This is a genomic window from Tahibacter amnicola, assembly GCF_025398735.1.
Lineage (GTDB): Bacteria > Pseudomonadota > Gammaproteobacteria > Xanthomonadales > Rhodanobacteraceae > Tahibacter > Tahibacter amnicola.
This window is the reverse complement of record NZ_CP104694.1, coordinates 3,017,192-3,033,317: the sequence shown is the minus strand read 5'-3', so window position 1 is coordinate 3,033,317 and position 16,126 is coordinate 3,017,192. Positions and strand designations below refer to the sequence as shown.

The 16,126-nt window shown below is 62.8% G+C and carries 14 protein-coding genes; 7 read left to right on the top strand and 7 right to left on the bottom strand.

From position 1 onward, the window contains the following. The first annotated feature begins 115 nt into the window (after positions 1–115). Entirely contained in the window at positions 116–1,210 is a 1,095-nt protein-coding gene (locus N4264_RS12690; protein WP_261697402.1) for a DNA topoisomerase IB, read from the top strand. Between the two features lie 5 nt (positions 1,211–1,215). On the opposite strand, the gene N4264_RS12685 is transcribed toward N4264_RS12690, so the two are convergent. Next, positions 1,216–2,115, bottom strand: a complete 900-nt coding sequence (locus N4264_RS12685; RefSeq protein WP_261697401.1) for a M23 family metallopeptidase — start codon at positions 2,113–2,115, stop codon at positions 1,216–1,218. 325 nt (positions 2,116–2,440) lie between these two features. Between N4264_RS12685 and N4264_RS12680 the strand changes: the two genes are divergently transcribed. Both N4264_RS12680 and N4264_RS12675 read left to right on the top strand, forming a co-directional pair. Further along, the gene (locus tag N4264_RS12680) at positions 2,441–3,760 is read left to right on the top strand and encodes a hypothetical protein (RefSeq protein ID WP_261697400.1); all 1,320 of its coding nucleotides are present in this window, start codon (positions 2,441–2,443) and stop codon (positions 3,758–3,760) included. 81 nt (positions 3,761–3,841) lie between these two features. Further along, positions 3,842–4,396 carry an RBBP9/YdeN family alpha/beta hydrolase gene (locus N4264_RS12675; protein ID WP_343231999.1) on the top strand — a complete coding sequence of 185 codons (555 nt, stop codon included), beginning with the start codon at positions 3,842–3,844 and terminating at the stop codon, positions 4,394–4,396. 17 nt (positions 4,397–4,413) lie between these two features. Here the strand turns inward: N4264_RS12675 and N4264_RS12670 are convergent, their stop codons facing one another. Beyond that, entirely contained in the window at positions 4,414–4,701 is a 288-nt protein-coding gene (locus tag N4264_RS12670) for a hypothetical protein (RefSeq protein ID WP_261697398.1), read from the bottom strand. Positions 4,702–5,056: 355 nt separating this feature from the next. Between N4264_RS12670 and N4264_RS12665 the strand changes: the two genes are divergently transcribed. The 3 genes from N4264_RS12665 (at position 5,057) to N4264_RS12655 (ending at position 7,427) form a co-directional block, all read left to right on the top strand. After that, positions 5,057–6,139, top strand: a complete 1,083-nt coding sequence (locus N4264_RS12665) for an NnrS family protein (RefSeq protein ID WP_343231998.1) — start codon at positions 5,057–5,059, stop codon at positions 6,137–6,139. Positions 6,140–6,303: 164 nt separating this feature from the next. Further along, positions 6,304–6,603 (top strand): hypothetical protein, encoded by a 300-nt coding sequence (locus N4264_RS12660; protein WP_261697397.1) that lies wholly within the window; start codon positions 6,304–6,306, stop codon positions 6,601–6,603. Between the two features lie 482 nt (positions 6,604–7,085). Next, positions 7,086–7,427, top strand: coding sequence for a hypothetical protein (locus N4264_RS12655; RefSeq protein ID WP_261697396.1), 342 nt, complete (start codon positions 7,086–7,088; stop codon positions 7,425–7,427). Positions 7,428–8,206: 779 nt separating this feature from the next. On the opposite strand, the gene N4264_RS12650 is transcribed toward N4264_RS12655, so the two are convergent. From N4264_RS12650 to N4264_RS12630, 5 genes are all read right to left on the bottom strand, one after another. After that, positions 8,207–8,677, bottom strand: coding sequence for a hypothetical protein (locus N4264_RS12650; protein ID WP_261697395.1), 471 nt, complete (start codon positions 8,675–8,677; stop codon positions 8,207–8,209). Positions 8,678–9,382: 705 nt separating this feature from the next. Then, entirely contained in the window at positions 9,383–9,781 is a 399-nt protein-coding gene (locus N4264_RS12645) for a hypothetical protein (RefSeq protein WP_261697394.1), read from the bottom strand. A 141-nt stretch (positions 9,782–9,922) separates the two neighbouring features. Beyond that, positions 9,923–10,725 (bottom strand): IS5 family transposase gene (locus tag N4264_RS12640; protein ID WP_261692958.1). Its coding sequence is split into 2 segments (ribosomal slippage): positions 9,923–10,398 and positions 10,398–10,725, totalling 804 coding nucleotides; the frame shifts between segments, so codons are not numbered across the junction. A gap of 668 nt (positions 10,726–11,393) precedes the next feature. Then, on the bottom strand, positions 11,394–11,849 hold the full coding sequence (locus N4264_RS12635; RefSeq protein ID WP_261697393.1) for a hypothetical protein: 456 nt from the start codon (positions 11,847–11,849) through the stop codon (positions 11,394–11,396). 9 nt (positions 11,850–11,858) lie between these two features. Then, complete coding sequence (locus N4264_RS12630) at positions 11,859–15,014, bottom strand: RHS repeat-associated core domain-containing protein (protein WP_261697392.1); 3,156 nt, start codon at positions 15,012–15,014, stop codon at positions 11,859–11,861. Between the two features lie 763 nt (positions 15,015–15,777). Here N4264_RS12630 and N4264_RS12625 point away from each other — a divergent pair. After that, positions 15,778–16,095 (top strand): integrase core domain-containing protein, encoded by a 318-nt coding sequence (locus tag N4264_RS12625; RefSeq protein WP_261695026.1) that lies wholly within the window; start codon positions 15,778–15,780, stop codon positions 16,093–16,095. Positions 16,096–16,126: the final 31 nt, after the last annotated feature.

The following is a 16,126-nucleotide window of genomic DNA, read 5'->3' as shown; positions in this document are numbered from 1 at the left end:
AAACGCAAAACGCGCTCACTGCGACGCATAAATCACCTCAAAAGCACGGACGGCGCGCGATGCGCACTGGCATGCGATTTGCGACGGGCAATCGGCCTGAGCCTGGATCGTGCCAATGCGCCACAGTCCCGAGTGCGATAGCGACCTGCCCCTCGATGCTCCCCTTGCATCGCCCGCCGCGATCAGCCACTGCGTCGACGCCGGGCTGCGCTACGTCAGCGATACCGAACCAGGGATCACGCGTCACCGTCGTGGCCGTGGATTCATCTATCGGAACCCGGACGGTACGCGCGTGGAGGATCCGGCTGAGCTGGCCCGCATCCGCTCGCTGGCCATTCCGCCGGCCTATCGCGATGTCTGGATCTGCACGCGTGCCGACGGCCATATCCAGGCGACCGGCCGTGATGCCCGCGGCCGCAAGCAATACCGCTATCACGCCGACTGGCGCAGCGTCCGCGATGCGGCCAAGTACGACCGGCTGATCGCTTTCGGCGAAGGATTGGGCGCGCTGCGCAAGCGGGTCAAGGCTGATCTGTCACGGCGGGGACTGCCGCGCGAACGCGTCCTCGCGCTCGTCATCGCCGTGCTGGAACACACCCTGATCCGCGTCGGCAATCCGGAATATGCGCGCACCAATCGTTCCTTTGGCCTGACAACCCTGCTCAACCGGCACGTACGCGAAACCCGTTCGCGCCTGACGTTCCGCTTCCGCGCCAAGAGCGGCGTGATGCAGGAAATTGCGCTCAGCGACGCGCGGCTGCGCATCCTCGTGCGTCGGTGCCAGGAGCTGCCTGGCCAATCCTTGTTCCAGTACGTCGACGATGACGGTGTGCATCGGCCCGTCAGCTCGCAGGACGTCAACGCCTACATCCGCGACGCCCTCGGGGATGACTTCAGCGCCAAGGACTTCCGCACCTGGGCCGGTTCGGTGATTGCCGGGCAGCTGCTATCCCGAGCCGATCGCCCGGAGTCGCCGCGCGCCGCACGGCGTCACATCACCGCAGCGATCACCGCCGTCGCCCGGGCCCTGGGCAATACGCCGGCCGTATGCCGTGCCTGTTACGTCCATCCGGCGATCTGCGAAGCCTACGAACGCGATGAACTGCTGCCGCTACGCCGCGTACCCGAAGGCGCCGCCTGGCAGAAGGCCGAACGCGCCACCTTGCGGGTACTGCGTCGCCAGGCGCGGCGGCGGCGCGGCGCACGCTAGCCGTCCTATTCGGCATCGTCTTCTTCCGGCTCCTGTTCGCGGGCCGCCTCGATCTTGGCCTCCGCCTTGGCCGGACTGTCACCCACCGACGGCAGCTTCGTTGGCGTGTCGAGTAGCAGGTAAGGATCGATGCGCGCACCGAGCCAGCGCAGTCCGAGATGAAGATGCGGGCCTGTGGAACGGCCTGTGGAACCGACCGTTCCGATCACCTGGCCGCGCTTGATGTCATCGCCACGATCCACGGCAATCTTGGACAAGTGGAAATTCATGCTCATCAGGCCACCGCCGTGGTCGATGAAGACGGTGTTGCCCGTGTAGAAGTGTTCTTCCGCCAGCAGCACCGTCCCATCGGCAACGGCGCGCACAGTGCTGCCCTGCGTGACCGGTGCGTCACGTCCCGTGTGCTGGCTGGTGCGCCCATCGGCGAAGACACGGCGGCTGCCGAAGTCATTCTCGCTCGGCGGCATGGATTTCGCGGGTTTTGCCAGCGGCAATGAGAAACGCACAGGCGTGACCGGCGTCTTGAACAAGGCCAGCACGCGGGCGCGTTCCTCCTTGTGCCTGGCCTGATTGCCGGCGCTCACGTTGAGATAGGTGTCGTCCGGCAGGTCGATACGCACTTCCGGAAAATCGACCTTCTCGACGGTCATCGCACCCAGATGCTGCTTGCCGGCCGAATCGTACAGTGCGATTTCATGCACACCCACCTTGGCGCGCAGATCCACCGGGTAATAGCACGCGCCATCCACCGCGGGATAGCGCTTGCCGAGGAAGCCGCATTCCCTTGCATCCAGCCCCGCCCAGCGCGCAACGCCGCCCTGGGCAACGACGACAGCGGGAGTAGCCTGTGCACCCGTCGCAATCCAGGCTGCAACGAGCAGCCATCCCATTCTCATGGCACGCATGTCGGCCTCCGTGCATAGCCGACCTCATGTCGGCCACCTGCGGCGATTGTCGTGTCCGATCCGTGTACGGCATGTCATTGCCGCGAAACCACGGCTGAATGCGCGAATGACAGCCTGCGAAATCAGGCTCGACGCCGCTCACGAGTTCGCGCGCAACGCTGCCGACAGGTAGCGAGTCCTCCCGTTGATCTGCCAATACGCAAGCGGGCAACAACTCCCCTACCTCGCCGGATTTGCGGCCATAATCTGCGGATTCGCCCACGATTCCGGCCCTGCGGAATGCGTAGCGTCCGCCCTGCCAACAACAAGAAGCGAGCCTGCCCGCATGCCTTTTGATTCCCGCGTGACCTGTATCCGGCCGCTGGTTCTCGCGACAGGACTTGCTTTGGCGACCGCGGTCCACGCCGATGCGCCAATCGCCGACGCCAGCCCCGACACCGGCTTTGGCAATGGCGGCAGCGTGACCTATGCCGTCCTGCACAACGGACAGCCCATGCCGCTCGACGGCATCAGTCACGTCGTTCATGCCGACGACTCGGTGACCGTGATTGCCGCCTATTCGGCCGGTGGCGTGCATCTGAACCTGCGGCGGTTCAAGCGCGACGGCACACCCGACACCACGTTCGGCCCGGACGGTTTTGTCGATGTGGATCTTTCCACCTGCGGCACATTTCGCACGACGATCGTCGCTCAACCAACGCCGGATGACGGGTTCCTGGTCAGCGCCAACACGTGCATCGCCCGGCTCGATCACCAGGGCGCGCTGGTCACCACCTACGGCACCGAGGGCGTTGTCCGCACGCCGACGGAAAGCCAGTCGCTGCTGTTTCGCGCCGACGCCAGTGGCCGTGCCCACGCGTTTCGCCGCAATTCCACCGTCACCGCCTGGGAGGTGACGCGGTATACGAGCGACGGCCAGCGCGATGCCACCTTCGGCGACAACGGCACGGGACGCCTGGTTACCGGCACGGGCCCCAACCAGTGGTGGGACAGCTTCGTGCAGACCGACGGCAAGCCCATCCTGATCGGCTGGTCGGGCCCCATGGGTGCCGCGGGACGCTGGACCACCGGCGGTCTGCCCGATCCGGATTTCGGCACCAACGGCATGACCGCCACGCCAAGCGTCAACGGCGTCATCGCCGAACCGTCGGGGGTGGCGCAATTGGAGGACGGACGCCTGGTACTGCCGTCGACGATGTTCTCCGAATCGATTCGCCATCTCGTCGTGCTGGTCGCATCGCCAGACGGCCGACAATTCAGCGCGTCGCCCGCGATTACCTCGCCGCGCTACGCCGCACTCGGCAGCGATGCCGCCGCCTCCGACATGCGTGCCGTCACGTTCGATCAACGGCGCAGCGCCATCGTCCTGAACGCGCGTACCGTCGACAGCGGCGCGACACCAGACTACGTGGTTCTCTGCCTCGACGCCGCCAACCAGCCGGACGCCCGCTGCGGCGAAGGCGGCCTGCGCCACCTGGATACCGTCATCGACGGCCAGCGCGGCATCGAGAAATCCCGCTGGGCCACGTTTGCGCGCGGCAACCTTTTTATCTCCGGCATCACACGCATCGATCCCGCCAGCTATGTATCCGTGTGGCGTCTCGGATTCGACCGCATCTTCACCGACGGCACCGATACACCCTGATGCAAACAGCCAGCCGTGATTAGCCGGCAAGGAAGCGGCTGGCTATCATCATTTGCTTCCTTTTCGATCCGGTTGCCTGCGATGTCCCACCGCTGCCCCGTCCTGATCCTTCCCGGCCTCGGTAACTCGGGGCCGGACCACTGGCAAAGCCACTGGGAACGCGCCGATTCGGATTGCCGGCGGGTGCTGCAGGACAACTGGGATACGCCCGACTGCCGCAATTGGGTGCTGCGCCTGGACGAGGTGCTGGCACACCAGGCTCAGCCGGTTGTTCTCGCCGCGCACAGTTCCGCCTGTGCCATGGTGGCCCACTGGGCGCACGACGCGGCGGCTGACCGGCTCAAGATGGTGCGCGGTGCACTGCTCGTCGCGCCGACGGATCCCACGGGCCCACACTATCCAACAGGCCCTGTCGGCTTCGGACCGGTGCCCCTGGAACACCTGCCGTTCGCCTCCATCATCGTCGCCAGCGACGACGACCGCTATCTCTCCGAAAGCGTCGCCCGACATTTCGCCACAGCCTGGGGCAGCCAGTTCGTGTGGTTACGGAACGCCGGTCATATCAACGCCGCCAGCGGTCACGGCGCATGGCCGGAAGGCCGGCAACTGCTGGATTCGCTGCGCCTGCGCGATTGAGCGGCTGCGGGGCGCGATCAGGCCGCTTCCGCCTGGAACCTGGCGATGAGTGACTGCAGCGCCGCGGCGATTGCCGCATCGACGGTTCCACCCTCCGCGCCTATCAATGTATACACTTCCCACACCATCACGCTGGAACCCGCGCTGCGCGGTTGTACCCGCCGGAACGCCTTCACCCCGAAACGCGCGGCGCCCGCATCTTCGTGAACGTCCAATCGCACCAGCTCATCGGTGCCGGGCACCTGGATCTCCAGCGTCCGGACGCGTTCGATGAGACTGACGACTACCGAAAACTCACACTGCATGGGCTGCTCCGCTATCGAACGTAGACAATGCAAAGCAATCTGCGTGCCGGGCCTTTCCAGTCCGGTTGAGTTCGCCTTGCCGCACGGTGCGCGGTGCCAAGACGGAACGCAGCACTCCACCAGGCATCCCCGATGACAACGTTCCGACGCAACCCGACCTGATAGGGATCAAGGCAGCGCGCCAGTAGCGCCGTCACACTCGGCGCATGGACACCGCCCGCCCGCAGCCTGCTTATCTTCCCTCCGCCGCACAGCTGGCCGCCGCACCGCATCGGCTTCTCTTTTTCGTCGGCGCACTCAATGTGCTTGCCGCCATGGCCTGGTGGACGGTCTATCTGGTCGACATGCGATCCGGATGGTTCGCTCTGGCCCCCTCCCCTATCCCGCCGGCTGGATGCACGCCTTCGTCATGCAGTACCAGGTGCTGCCGCCCTTCATCTTCGGCTTCCTGCTGACCGTGTTTCCGCGATGGATGGGTTTGCCCGAGCTGTCGCGCTGGCACTACGTGCCTGTAGGCCTGGGTCTTCTGGGCGGGCAGCTGCTGTGCCTGGCAGGGCTCGCCGGTAGCCCGTCGCTCGTGCAAGCCGGAGCGATGCTGTCGCTGATGGGCTGGCTGGCGGCCTGGGCCTTCCTGGTGCGACTGATCTGGCAGGAGGGCGCGAAGACGTGGCACGCCATTTCCTGCGCCGCCGCGCTGCTGATGGGCGCCGTCGGGCTGGTGCTGTTCAACGTCTATCTGCACGGCGGCGACGCGCGCCTGTTGTTCGCTTCGATCAAGTTCGGCAGTTTCGGCCTATTGCTGCCGATCTACGTGACGGTCGCGCACCGCATGTTTCCGTTTTTCGCCGGCAACGTCGTCATCGGCTACCGCGTGTGGCGCCCGCTGACCTGGCTGGGTGTCTTCTGGGTGCTTGCCATCGCCCACCTGGGCCTGGAACTGGCGCACGGCTACGCCTGGCTGTGGCTGGCCGATGTGCCGCTGCTCGGCATCGGCGTGCTGTGGGCCTGGAAAACCTGGCCGCGCGGGCCCGCACCGGCACTGCTACGCGTGTTGTTCCTCGGCTACGCCTGGCTGCCTGTCGCGTTTGCGCTGTTTGTGATCCAAAGTCTCTGGTACGCCATTGGCGGTGATTTCATTCTTGGACGCGCCCCGGCGCATGCCCTCTTTATCGGCTTTTTCGGCAGCCTGCTCGTTGCGATGGTGACGCGAGTGACCCAGGGGCATTCGGGGCGTCCGCTGGAGCTGGGCACGGTAGCAGGCATCGCGTTCGTCGCCGTCCAAGGGGTGGCCGTGATCCGTATCGCCGCCGAGCTGCTGCCCGACGGCCCGCTGTGGCAGGCCGCTGCCGGTATCGGCTGGATCGCCGCCTTCCTGCCCTGGGTGTTCCGCTCGGCCTGGATCTACCTCACACCCCGCGCCGACGGCCGCGCCGGATAGGCAGCGGGCCCGACTATCCGGGTATCGGGCACGACCAGGAAGCAGCGCTGCGCGCCGTCCGCCGCAAGGCCGTACACTAACCGCACAGACTAGCCATCACACGCGGGGTTCGGGTGATGAACGGGCGGGGACGTCATGCGGAGACGCCGGGACGCCGGCGCGGAATGATCTGGGCGGCCAGCCTAGGCCTGGTTGGCGTTGTTCTCACCATCATTGGCGCTCGCTGCACCATCCTCAACGCCGTAGGCCTCATGGCCGGCCTCGCCGGCGGCGGACACGGTACCCACACCGTGCGCTTCTCCTCCTGCGGCCCCTACTACTACAGCGGCACCGCCCTGTTCGTCGTTGCCGTGGTGCTGCTGGCCATGGCGCTGATGCGGCGTGATGCACGACCAGCGGTGCGGCCAAATCCCGGCACCGAGCGTCTTCCCGCGGACGATGTGAAACCGATGGAGCATGTCTAATCGCGGCCTAGGTGGCACACGACGCTGGCGTATCGCGGAAATCGTTGACGTCGCGCGCTGCGTTTTACACACTTCGCCCCGCTGCCGCCAAATCGGTAGCCCAGGATTGGCGTCCTGGCAGGTAGTAGGCGTCCCCAAGCGCCCATCCGACGATGACGGCGCTTTTTTCGCGCCCAGTCGTCGGCTGGGCGCCCTTTGATACCATTCCGGTTCAATGGCGGGCGGCGCATGGCAGCAGCAATGCTGGCCGGACCTACTACCCCGGTACGCCAACCATGCGCCGTCCGTCACCTCTCGGGTCCGGTGACGGGTTACTTCACACTCGTCGAGGACACTGCAATGTTTCCCCGCATGGAATGCCCGTTCGCGCACCGCGAACGTTTGCCGTCGAGTCGTACCCGCCGCCTGCACCGCACCCCACACCGGTGCGGGCGGTTGCACCGCGCCAAGGATGCGCGCACCACGGTCGCAAGGAGTCGCGCATGAACGCCGCTCTGGACGAGGACACCTTCGCTCCGCCGGAGGAATACAGCATCCACGACGTGCTGATCTCCCCGCTCTCCGCCGACCACTGCGACCACCGCCGCGTCCTCGGCGCCGCACGCCACGGCCGCGACACCGCCCTGGCCTGCGTACGCACGACGTCGCAACTGCTTCGGTCAGCAGCGAGCCCGGAAGAGGCGATCGATACCGACATGGTCTACGACGTCGGGCGGATGGTGGCGTTTCTCACCGATATCGTCGATGCACTGACCACGCTGGAGAGTCATGCCAGCTATCAATGGGAACGCATCGACACCGACGCCTCGCCACTGGGGGCGTAGCGTCGGCGTGATCGCACGGTGGAAATCCTCGGCGATGTGCGAGGCTCCACCGTGCAATCGCCACCGGCGACCGCACGACCGGGCATCAACGACGCCAACGCGTACGACTCAGGAAATGCACCGCGAGCCTCCTACGAAACACCGTCATTCGTTTCAGCTTGGCCTCTGAAATACCGATCACCGCCCTAACCTCCCGGAAAGGCAAACGACGGCACATCGGAACCGACGATGTTTCCCATGACGCTTGCCCGCCATTGAACCGCCGCCCCAGGAATACCGTGCGAACCCGCCCGACCTGCAGCAGGGCGACCCGGCCTGCCCGCGCTGACGAGCCCGGACACGCCAACGGCAATTCCCCAGCGGCCACCCGCTCCGTCGCGACGGCCACCGCGACGGCCCTCCACCGCAACGCCTGTACAGAACGCTGATGCGGGATCGGCCGATCCCGCATCAGCACCAGTGCCCGGGAATCCTGCTTGTGATGACCTTTCGCACGCGGCCAGACGCCGGTCGAACCTGTTTGAAGAGGTTCCGCTGCCATCCGTTGGCCAATTTCGCGACACCGGATACCCGCGCCACCTCTCGCGAACCCCGTTCCGCCCCATCGGTACCCCGCTTCGGTTGTCCATTGAGCAAGAAAGCGACAACGAAGAGGTTGATCGGGCCCGCGGAGCGGTGAATCCAGACTCCAGATACCCCCGTCAGCTATCGCGAGAGGTGTTCTGCCACTCCGATTGGCAGAAAAGGCCAATCAGCCCTGCGCAGCAGCTCGCGCCACATCAGGCCGGCGTCGGCTCCACCGAACCCGAGCGCGACTTCCGGAAGCGACTGGACAGTTCCTTCCGCAGCCCGTCAAGGCCTTCATTACGACCAGATACCTTGAGCTGGGCATACCCTTCCAGCGCCAAGCTCATTACATCGCTGCCCAGTACGGCCACCGTATCATCTGCCCGTTCCGTAATACGCAGCAAGCGGGAAAGCCGCGGACGCAGACGATCGATCGCCACAAGATCGGCAGCGCCTTCAGCCACATTCATTTTCGGCGGCACGATCTGCGGATTCTGCTGCAACGCCGCCACAACCTGACGGCAGAAGACCTCTGATTTCGGCCCCATCCGATTCAGACCACGCCGCTCGTCCGGGGTCAACGAAATCAGATCGTCCAACGCGCGCTCCAGGGCGTCCAGCGCCGCATCTGCTTCTGCCAGCTGCGCATCCGTAAGAACAAGAGAAAGCAAATTTTGACTCATCGTAGTGCTCCGTGCATTTGACACCCCCATGGATCCCTGAACTCCAGCGGAGGGAGAAAACCTCGCCGACAAACCTCTATTCGACGAGGTCAGAAAGAATGTCACCAGCGGATACCCGTACGCTGCGGAATATGCAGCGCGATTACGCACTTTGCGTGCTAGCAGGAACTCGGAATGACTTGATTTGCCCCAGACTCTGGGGACGCCCGCTTCGTTTGACAGAATGGAGCCTCAGTAGAAGTGATCGATCGCATTGTGCGGATGATCAAGGAGTCCAATAACTGTGCGGCGGCATCAGCATCTGGAGATCGAACCCCTTGCCGAAATGTGAGAGGGGCGACCGAAAGCGGGCGGCGAATCGAAATGGTTCAGCGGTTGGATGGGCGCTTGACCGGATGGCACTTAGGCGGGACGTAGAAAACAGCGCACCAGAATGGCTCAGGGGCAGCGGTGTCCACGGGCGGACGCGCCAACGCGTCGAGCGCACCGCCGAACTGGCGTGGCTTGGTGAGAATTTCGCCAAGCGCCGGACACCGGTAGGTCAGTGGCCTGCATTGGCGGAAACTGAGAAGAAAGAGAGATCCACCGCCGGGGGATCGGCGGTGGACACCTTGGACGGGACACCCAGTGTCTCGCTTCGCAAAAATCCTGACAGGCTCGGTCCCGGCGCTGCTGGTTGTCCTGGAGTCGTGCTGGAATCGCTACCTACAGGTTACGAAGCGACCAATACGCATCCATGTTATCGCCAGGGGAATTTTCCAGCATCTCCGCAAATTCCACCTTTTGGCTTCCATTGTATGCGACAAAAGCCCGCTCAAAAACCTGCTTCCGAAGACAAAACGAATACGCGACCCCCATCGCCAGCTCCAGAAAGTCGTCGCTGTCCTCCCATGCTTCCAGAATCCACGACGTCACCTTCTCCCTAACAGAGAGGGAAGGCTCGCTATAGGTATGCCATTGCTTGTCCGCAAGTATTTCCAACTTAGCGAACCAATCTTTGCCCGACCCACTTCGCTGCTCATTAATAAACACATCCACAAGTACCTCGACCTGAGCAGCAGAGATTGTTTCCGGAAGGTCTTCGTATTCGTCCAGATCCATCATCGCCCCCACTAGTCAATCGGAATGTGTGTAAAGTTATTCGCTTTTGAATACATATTCCCGTCAAGACCGACTAGTTTCCCGTCCGCCTTGATCTGTGCAGTCCACATAGATCCCGAATTGGAACCGGGCCACTTAGAGTGCCTAACAAAACCGTTCAATCGCACGCCAGCAGATCAATGAGCAAGCGAGCAATCCGAAGGCCAGATAGATTTCAGGGCGGCGCTCATACCGGATGCGAAGGCGTTTGAATCGGTTGAGCCAAGCAAACGTTCTTTCGACGACCCAACGATGCTTGCCCAGTCGCTGGCTAGATTCGACGCCTCGCCGAGCGATACGCTGGACGATTCCACGGTGCCGTAACGCGTGTCGGCAATGTTCGTAGTCGTATCCCTTGTCAGCATGAACCTTGTCTGGCCATCGCCGAGGACGCCCTCGAAGACCACCAACCGCAGGTAACGCATTGACTACGGCTTCGAAGCACTTGCTGTCGTGCGTGTTCGCGCCGCTGATGAGGAACGAGAGCGGCGTGCCCCTGGCATCGACCGCAACGTGCCTTTTGCACCCCAACTTTCCTCGATCGGTAGGATTTGGACCGGTTTCCTCCCCGCCCGGGGGGAAGGAACACTCGCTGCATCCACACTCACTCGCGACATGTCGATCTGATCGTAGCTACGCAACCGCCGCAACAGTTCCTTGTGCAATCGATCCCAAACACCGCTCTGCTGCCAGTCTCGCAGCCGTCGCCAGCAGGTCATGCCGGATCCATAGCCTAGCCGGAGCGGCAAATGCTCCCATGGAATCCCCGTCCTCAGGACAAACACGATGCCGTTGATGGCAGCACGATCCGGCACTCTTGGCCGACCACCTTTCGGGCGATCTGGCTCCGGCGGAAGTAGCCGCCGAATCACGTCCCATAGATCGTCCTTGATCTCAAGCTTACTCATCCGTCAGCACTCAACTCTTTGTGGCTGACGCATTGTAGACTACGCGGCGTTTTGTTAGGCACTCTAAGCGTTACTGAGCTTGCCATATCTGAAAAGGTGTCGTTTCATCCTCCGATGCTGGACGCCAATCGGTTCGTGCGTTCAGCATTTCGGTGGCTTTTGTATGCGGCAAAGTGTCTCGTCAGAGGCGAACGACCATCGCTGAGCGTTCACCTAGCTACGTCCGCGAACGAACCGCCTGCTCCAGCGTAGGTGTCTTGGCCTTCGCCCCTTGCCAGTCAAACATTCTTGCCTATTGCTGTCGCTACAGCGTGATGCCTCTCATGACGTAGAGCCCGAAGATCGACCGACTCGATTGCGATCCACCAGACCGTCGGGCTCAGCATGCCGCGACCTCACGCATCGTACGCTCGGTCACTCACTTGCTTCGCCTTCTCGCAAACGGTGATATTCGAACGACTTTTCCATGACTTCGGCAAGCTGGTGGCGCACTTCGCGGATTTCGCCGACGCGGTATCGGTATTCGAGAGTCACGTCGACTACTACGGACAGCACAGTAGAACCGCCAGCAAAAGTCCCGCACAACCCTGGGACTCAGCTGATTCATGGTTATCCCGGAATAATCGCCCGGCCCCGGAATCGCCCCGCATGCGCGTCGCACCCGGATGTTACGACTTCAGTATGACCGTCGACTCCAACGCCTTTGGCCACACCTGAACTAGGTAATAGTCCGCAGCATTCCCCTCAGAGTCAGTCTCATCTTGGCCACCGAAGTGAAGGCGCAGCCGATAGTCCCCGCTGGGCAGCTCGATTACACCGAAGGCGTCCGACGCGGTGCACCCAATTAGCTCCAGCCGACCGGACTGAGTCGAAATCGAGCACTCGACAACACGATCCCACTCCGACAGATCGGAAAGTGCGCACTGCTCTGAATCGTACTCGACTGTAATAGGAATACGGTCATAGTCGCTAGTCACCCCGACTCCAACCAACCCCTTCAGCACAACAAAACGATCCTTAACCAGTTCTTCCGCGGCTGCCGATCCAACAGCAGCTTCCGTTCCCGGATCCTGAATGTAAAACTGGAAGTAGTTTGGGATATGCCAGAACGTGATTCTTAACATTTGACACCACTATTCCTTGTTGTGAACAAGACCGTTTCTGTCAATAAAGAAACTTTTCGCACCGGGAGCCCCGAACGCGAAGAAGCGCGAAGTCGGAGAAAACCCATCTCTGGCGATTGCCCCGTATTTGTAGAAATCACGAATGAATGGCCCGGTTCGGCTCGACTCGTCTCTATCGAGAAGCTGAAGCGAAACGCTCCCTAGCATATAGTTCACCGGGCCACCTTGACGCGCCGAAGCGAACGGAAACTCATCACAAGCCGACTTCCCCGGAGAAGCAGCAACAGCCTTCTTGTTACATTCCTTGGTCTGTTTTAGCCAGGACCTATCCCATTCCGGGAATCCATTTAACGCGTACGGTGTGCGGGCGCCACTTTTAGAGATGCCAATCTGCGACAAGGCAATATGTAGCGCGTGCCCTGGGAAGTCTAGCCCTCCAAATACAATCACCGGCACACCCAGTAGGCGGTCACTGCCTTCGCTCTGCGCTTGATGCGCGAGAGCCTTTACCATATCAAGCCCAGAAGTACTCATTCCGGCAGTTGCAGCAGCTGTTGCTGCGATCGGGGCCGCCCAGATTGATGACCTCATACCGATCTTCAAGCTCGTTCGCGTAAGCAGCGGCACCGCACGGGCGCCTGAAAGGACAATGGCATTTGACGTAGCCATTGTCTGCGCCGGAAGCGTGTTGTTATAACCACTTGGGTCAACGTATTCGCTCGATAGGTTGCTTGCGTAGACGTATTTGTTTAGGGACAGTGGGTCAAGGACGTGACCCGAAAATGCGTCTTGTTGCGTGAACCTCCCCGCCACCGGATCCATGTAACGAGCCCGCAGGTAGTAGATCCCACTATTCGGATCCATCTGCTCCCCGGTGTACAGGAAGTCGTTGCTGCTGGCCTGCTGCGTGATAGCAGAGTCCAACTCCCCGAAGGCCTCGTATCCGTAGACGTCAGTATTGGTTCCCGCCTCACTCGTCAGCAGCCGCGTCGAACCCAGTCCATCGGCATGGTAGTAGCGAAGGCTGGCCGCAGTTCCCGGCGTCGTCCCGCCACCGACTTGCGCCGGCCGGAATTGGCTTATGCGGTCATCCCCAAAGGTATACAGCGCACTCACCGTCGCCGGTGCCGTGCCCTGCTGCGTGGCTTCCTCAATGACCTGCGCATAGGCCTGGTTCGGATCAATCAGGTAATGACTGGTCTTCGCATTGGCCGTCCCCGCCTTGCTCGTCTGACTGAGCCTGATCCCGGCGTGGTTGTATGCATACCGGGTGACCTCGCCAGCGAGCGTCTTGAGCTCACTCATCCGGTTCGCATCGTCGTAGGCGTACTCGACGGTTTCGTCGGGGGCGACCTTCTTGATCGTGTTGCCGGCCTCGTCGTAGGTGTACCTGGTGATGCCGGCGATGACGCCCGGCAGGGTGCCGGACTTGGTCACCGTCTCGGTGTCGAGCCGATCGTTGGCGTCGTAGCCATACACCGTGCTGGCAAAGCCCGAGGTGGCGCCGGCCTGGACGCTCTTGCTCTGGGTCAGGCGGTTGCCGGTCTTGCCGTAGGTCCAGGTGGTGCTGCGGGTGACGGCGCCGCTGGCGAGCTGGGCGACGGCGGTTTCGTTTTCCAGGCGCTTGACCTTGTCGTAGCGGTAGTCGACGTGGCGCCGGATCGCGCCGGTTTCGTCGATGGCGGTACGCAGTCCGGAGGCGTCGACGGTGTAGACGACGCCGAGGAGCAGCGAGGTGCCGGCCTTATGGGTGATGCCGGTCAGGCGGTTGCGCAGGTTGTAGGCGTAATCGGTACGGGTGCCGTTGGCGTAGACGAGGTGATCGCGGTTGCCGACGCCGTCGTAGCCGTAGTCGGCGATGACCTCGCTGCCCTTGAGCACCTTGTCCAGGCGGTTGAGTGCATCGAACTGGTAGTCGATGACCTGGTTCGGGGTGGTGAGCTTCGTGCGGTTGCCATTGGCGTCGTATTGGTATTCCACGAACGGGGCGATCGCCTCGCCCGGGCGGACCGGCCAGGTGACCCTTTCCAGGCGCCCGCGGACGTCGTTGGCGTAGACCGTCGTGCCGTTGGCGTCCTGCACGGTGTGCAGTTCGCCGCCGGCGGTGTAGGTCAGCGTGACGTCGGGATCGGTCGGATAGTCGATCGTTTCGAGGTAATCGGTCTGGGGCTTGTAGCGGAACGCGGTGGTGCGTCCGCGGAAGTCGGTGTGGCTGTCCTTTCGGCCCAGGGCGTCGTAGTGGAAGCGTTCGGTCTGGCCCAGCGGCAAGGTGCGCGTCAGCGGGCGCTGGGCCTTGTCGAAGGTCCAGCTCGTGGTGCGGCCCTCGGCATCCTTCTGGGTCAGCTTGTTGCCGAGCTCGTCGTAGCCGTAGCGCGTGACCAGGGTGCCGCTGCCGGCGGGGCTTTCGCCGTTGACGAGATCCGGGTTCGCGCCGTTGGCGGGGTTGGGCAGGATCACCTGGGTCAGGCGGCCGAGCGCGTCATAGGCAAAGCGCGTGACCCGGCCCATTTCGTCGGTTTCCTTCACCTTGCGGCCGGCGGCGTCGTAGGCGGCGAACGTGCGCGGGTTGTCGGCGTCGGTCGCCGGCGTGGCGTCCGGGTGGATGGTCTCGGTCAGGCGGTTGGCGGCATCGTAGATAAAGCGCGTCGTGCGACCCAGGCTGTCGATCACCGCCTCGCGGCGGCCGGCCTTGTCGTAGATCGTCTCGGTCGTCTGCTGCAGCGCGTTGATGACGTGGGTCTGGCGACCGGCGTCGTCGTATTTGTAGGTCGTGGTCTGGTTGCGCGCGTCGGTCACGCCGACCAGTTGACCCGCCTTGTCGTAGTGGTTGACCGTGCGCGGGTTGTCATCGAGCGTTGCCGGCGTGTCATCCGGATAAATCGTTTCCTTCAGGCGATTGGCCGCGTCGTATTTCATCGTCGTCACGCGGCCGTCGCGGTCGCGCTCGGTCAGGACGTTGCCTTCCTCGTCGTAGGTCTTCTCGGTGTAGGTCGCATCGGGGAAGGTCACCCGCTCCTCTTCCCCGCGATCGGTATAGGTGTAGTGCGTCACCCGGCCGAGCGCGTCGGTCGACGTGGCGATCTTGCCGATGGCGTTGTAGGTGGCCTTGGTGGTGCTGCCGTCCGCATGCCGGCTTTCCTTGACCTGCCCTTTCTCGTCGAGCACGTGCTCGGTGACGAGCTCCTAGATCGCACCGTTGACGGTGCAGCGGCGGATCTCCTTCGTCGTGTAGTCTCACACCCCTGCCCCGACGAGCCATGCGTATTTGGACGAACAGACCCAATGCGCCACAGACTGGACGGCAGCTGCTCGGTGCTGGTTAGACTGGGCGGATTTCGCCCGAAGAAATGACGCTACTGATCGCTCTGTTGTGCATCGCGCTAGCGACTGTGTTGCTGCGCCCACAGGCCGATTCGCGACGACGCCGGATGCGTGAAACGGTCGATCTCGTTCGCGCATCGCGATTCGCTTGCCGCTTTCAACGAAAGCCCGATTGGGTCGTCCGTGAACTGGTCCGCCTGCGCGCGCTCTCCCCGAACCTGGGTTGCCGCGTGATTGCCGACGTCTTCAACCGACGGTATGCAGACGCTCGTCACATCACCGTCAGCAAGAGCTACGTCGCCAGCGCGTTGCGCAAGCACCGTGCAGCGATCGCACGGCTGCGTCGGTCACTGAAGCATCGTGTACCACCGGCGATCGACACCAACCGCATCTGGGCGATGGATCTGACCGGCAAGGCCGATCTTTCCGGCAGGCAGCGGTTGATTCTCGCGTCATCGACCACGGTAGCCGCGCAGCGCTTCGGCTACTGGAACTGGCGGACAAGCGCAGCGCCACGATCCTGCGCGAGCTGGTCGGCGCGTTCCGGCAGTTCGGATTGCCGCGACGCATCCGTGTCGATAACGAACGCTGCTTTACGTCACGGACAATGCGCATTGCGCTGCGGTGTCTCGGCATCCGCTTGCAGCGAACGGAACTGCACTGCCCCTGGCAGAACGGACGTATCGAGCGGTTGTTCGGGACGCTGAAAAGCTATCTGGACCGCATCGCAATCGGCAACGGCGACGATCTTCGGACGAAGCTTGTCGAGTTTCGCTGCTGGTACAACCATGTGCGACCGCATCAACATCTTGCGGGTCGAACGCCAGCCGAAACCTGGAGTGGACGATCGAAAGCACGCGGCGAGCCGGAATGGTTCTCCGGCTGGAACGGAAGACTGACGGGGTGGTACTTCGCCGGCACATAAGAATCGGCGCCCGAGCAGCCTCGGACAGTGA

Coding starts and splice junctions, on each gene's coding strand:
- N4264_RS12690 (WP_261697402.1), top strand. CDS start 116: ATGCGCCACAGTCCCGAGTGCGATAGCGACCTGCCCCTCGATGCTCCC.
- N4264_RS12685 (WP_261697401.1), bottom strand. CDS start 2,115: ATGCGTGCCATGAGAATGGGATGGCTGCTCGTTGCAGCCTGGATTGCG.
- N4264_RS12680 (WP_261697400.1), top strand. CDS start 2,441: ATGCCTTTTGATTCCCGCGTGACCTGTATCCGGCCGCTGGTTCTCGCG.
- N4264_RS12675 (WP_343231999.1), top strand. CDS start 3,842: ATGTCCCACCGCTGCCCCGTCCTGATCCTTCCCGGCCTCGGTAACTCG.
- N4264_RS12670 (WP_261697398.1), bottom strand. CDS start 4,701: ATGCAGTGTGAGTTTTCGGTAGTCGTCAGTCTCATCGAACGCGTCCGG.
- N4264_RS12665 (WP_343231998.1), top strand. CDS start 5,057: ATGGTTCGCTCTGGCCCCCTCCCCTATCCCGCCGGCTGGATGCACGCC.
- N4264_RS12660 (WP_261697397.1), top strand. CDS start 6,304: ATGATCTGGGCGGCCAGCCTAGGCCTGGTTGGCGTTGTTCTCACCATC.
- N4264_RS12655 (WP_261697396.1), top strand. CDS start 7,086: ATGAACGCCGCTCTGGACGAGGACACCTTCGCTCCGCCGGAGGAATAC.
- N4264_RS12650 (WP_261697395.1), bottom strand. CDS start 8,677: ATGAGTCAAAATTTGCTTTCTCTTGTTCTTACGGATGCGCAGCTGGCA.
- N4264_RS12645 (WP_261697394.1), bottom strand. CDS start 9,781: ATGATGGATCTGGACGAATACGAAGACCTTCCGGAAACAATCTCTGCT.
- N4264_RS12635 (WP_261697393.1), bottom strand. CDS start 11,849: ATGTTAAGAATCACGTTCTGGCATATCCCAAACTACTTCCAGTTTTAC.
- N4264_RS12625 (WP_261695026.1), top strand. CDS start 15,778: ATGCGCATTGCGCTGCGGTGTCTCGGCATCCGCTTGCAGCGAACGGAA.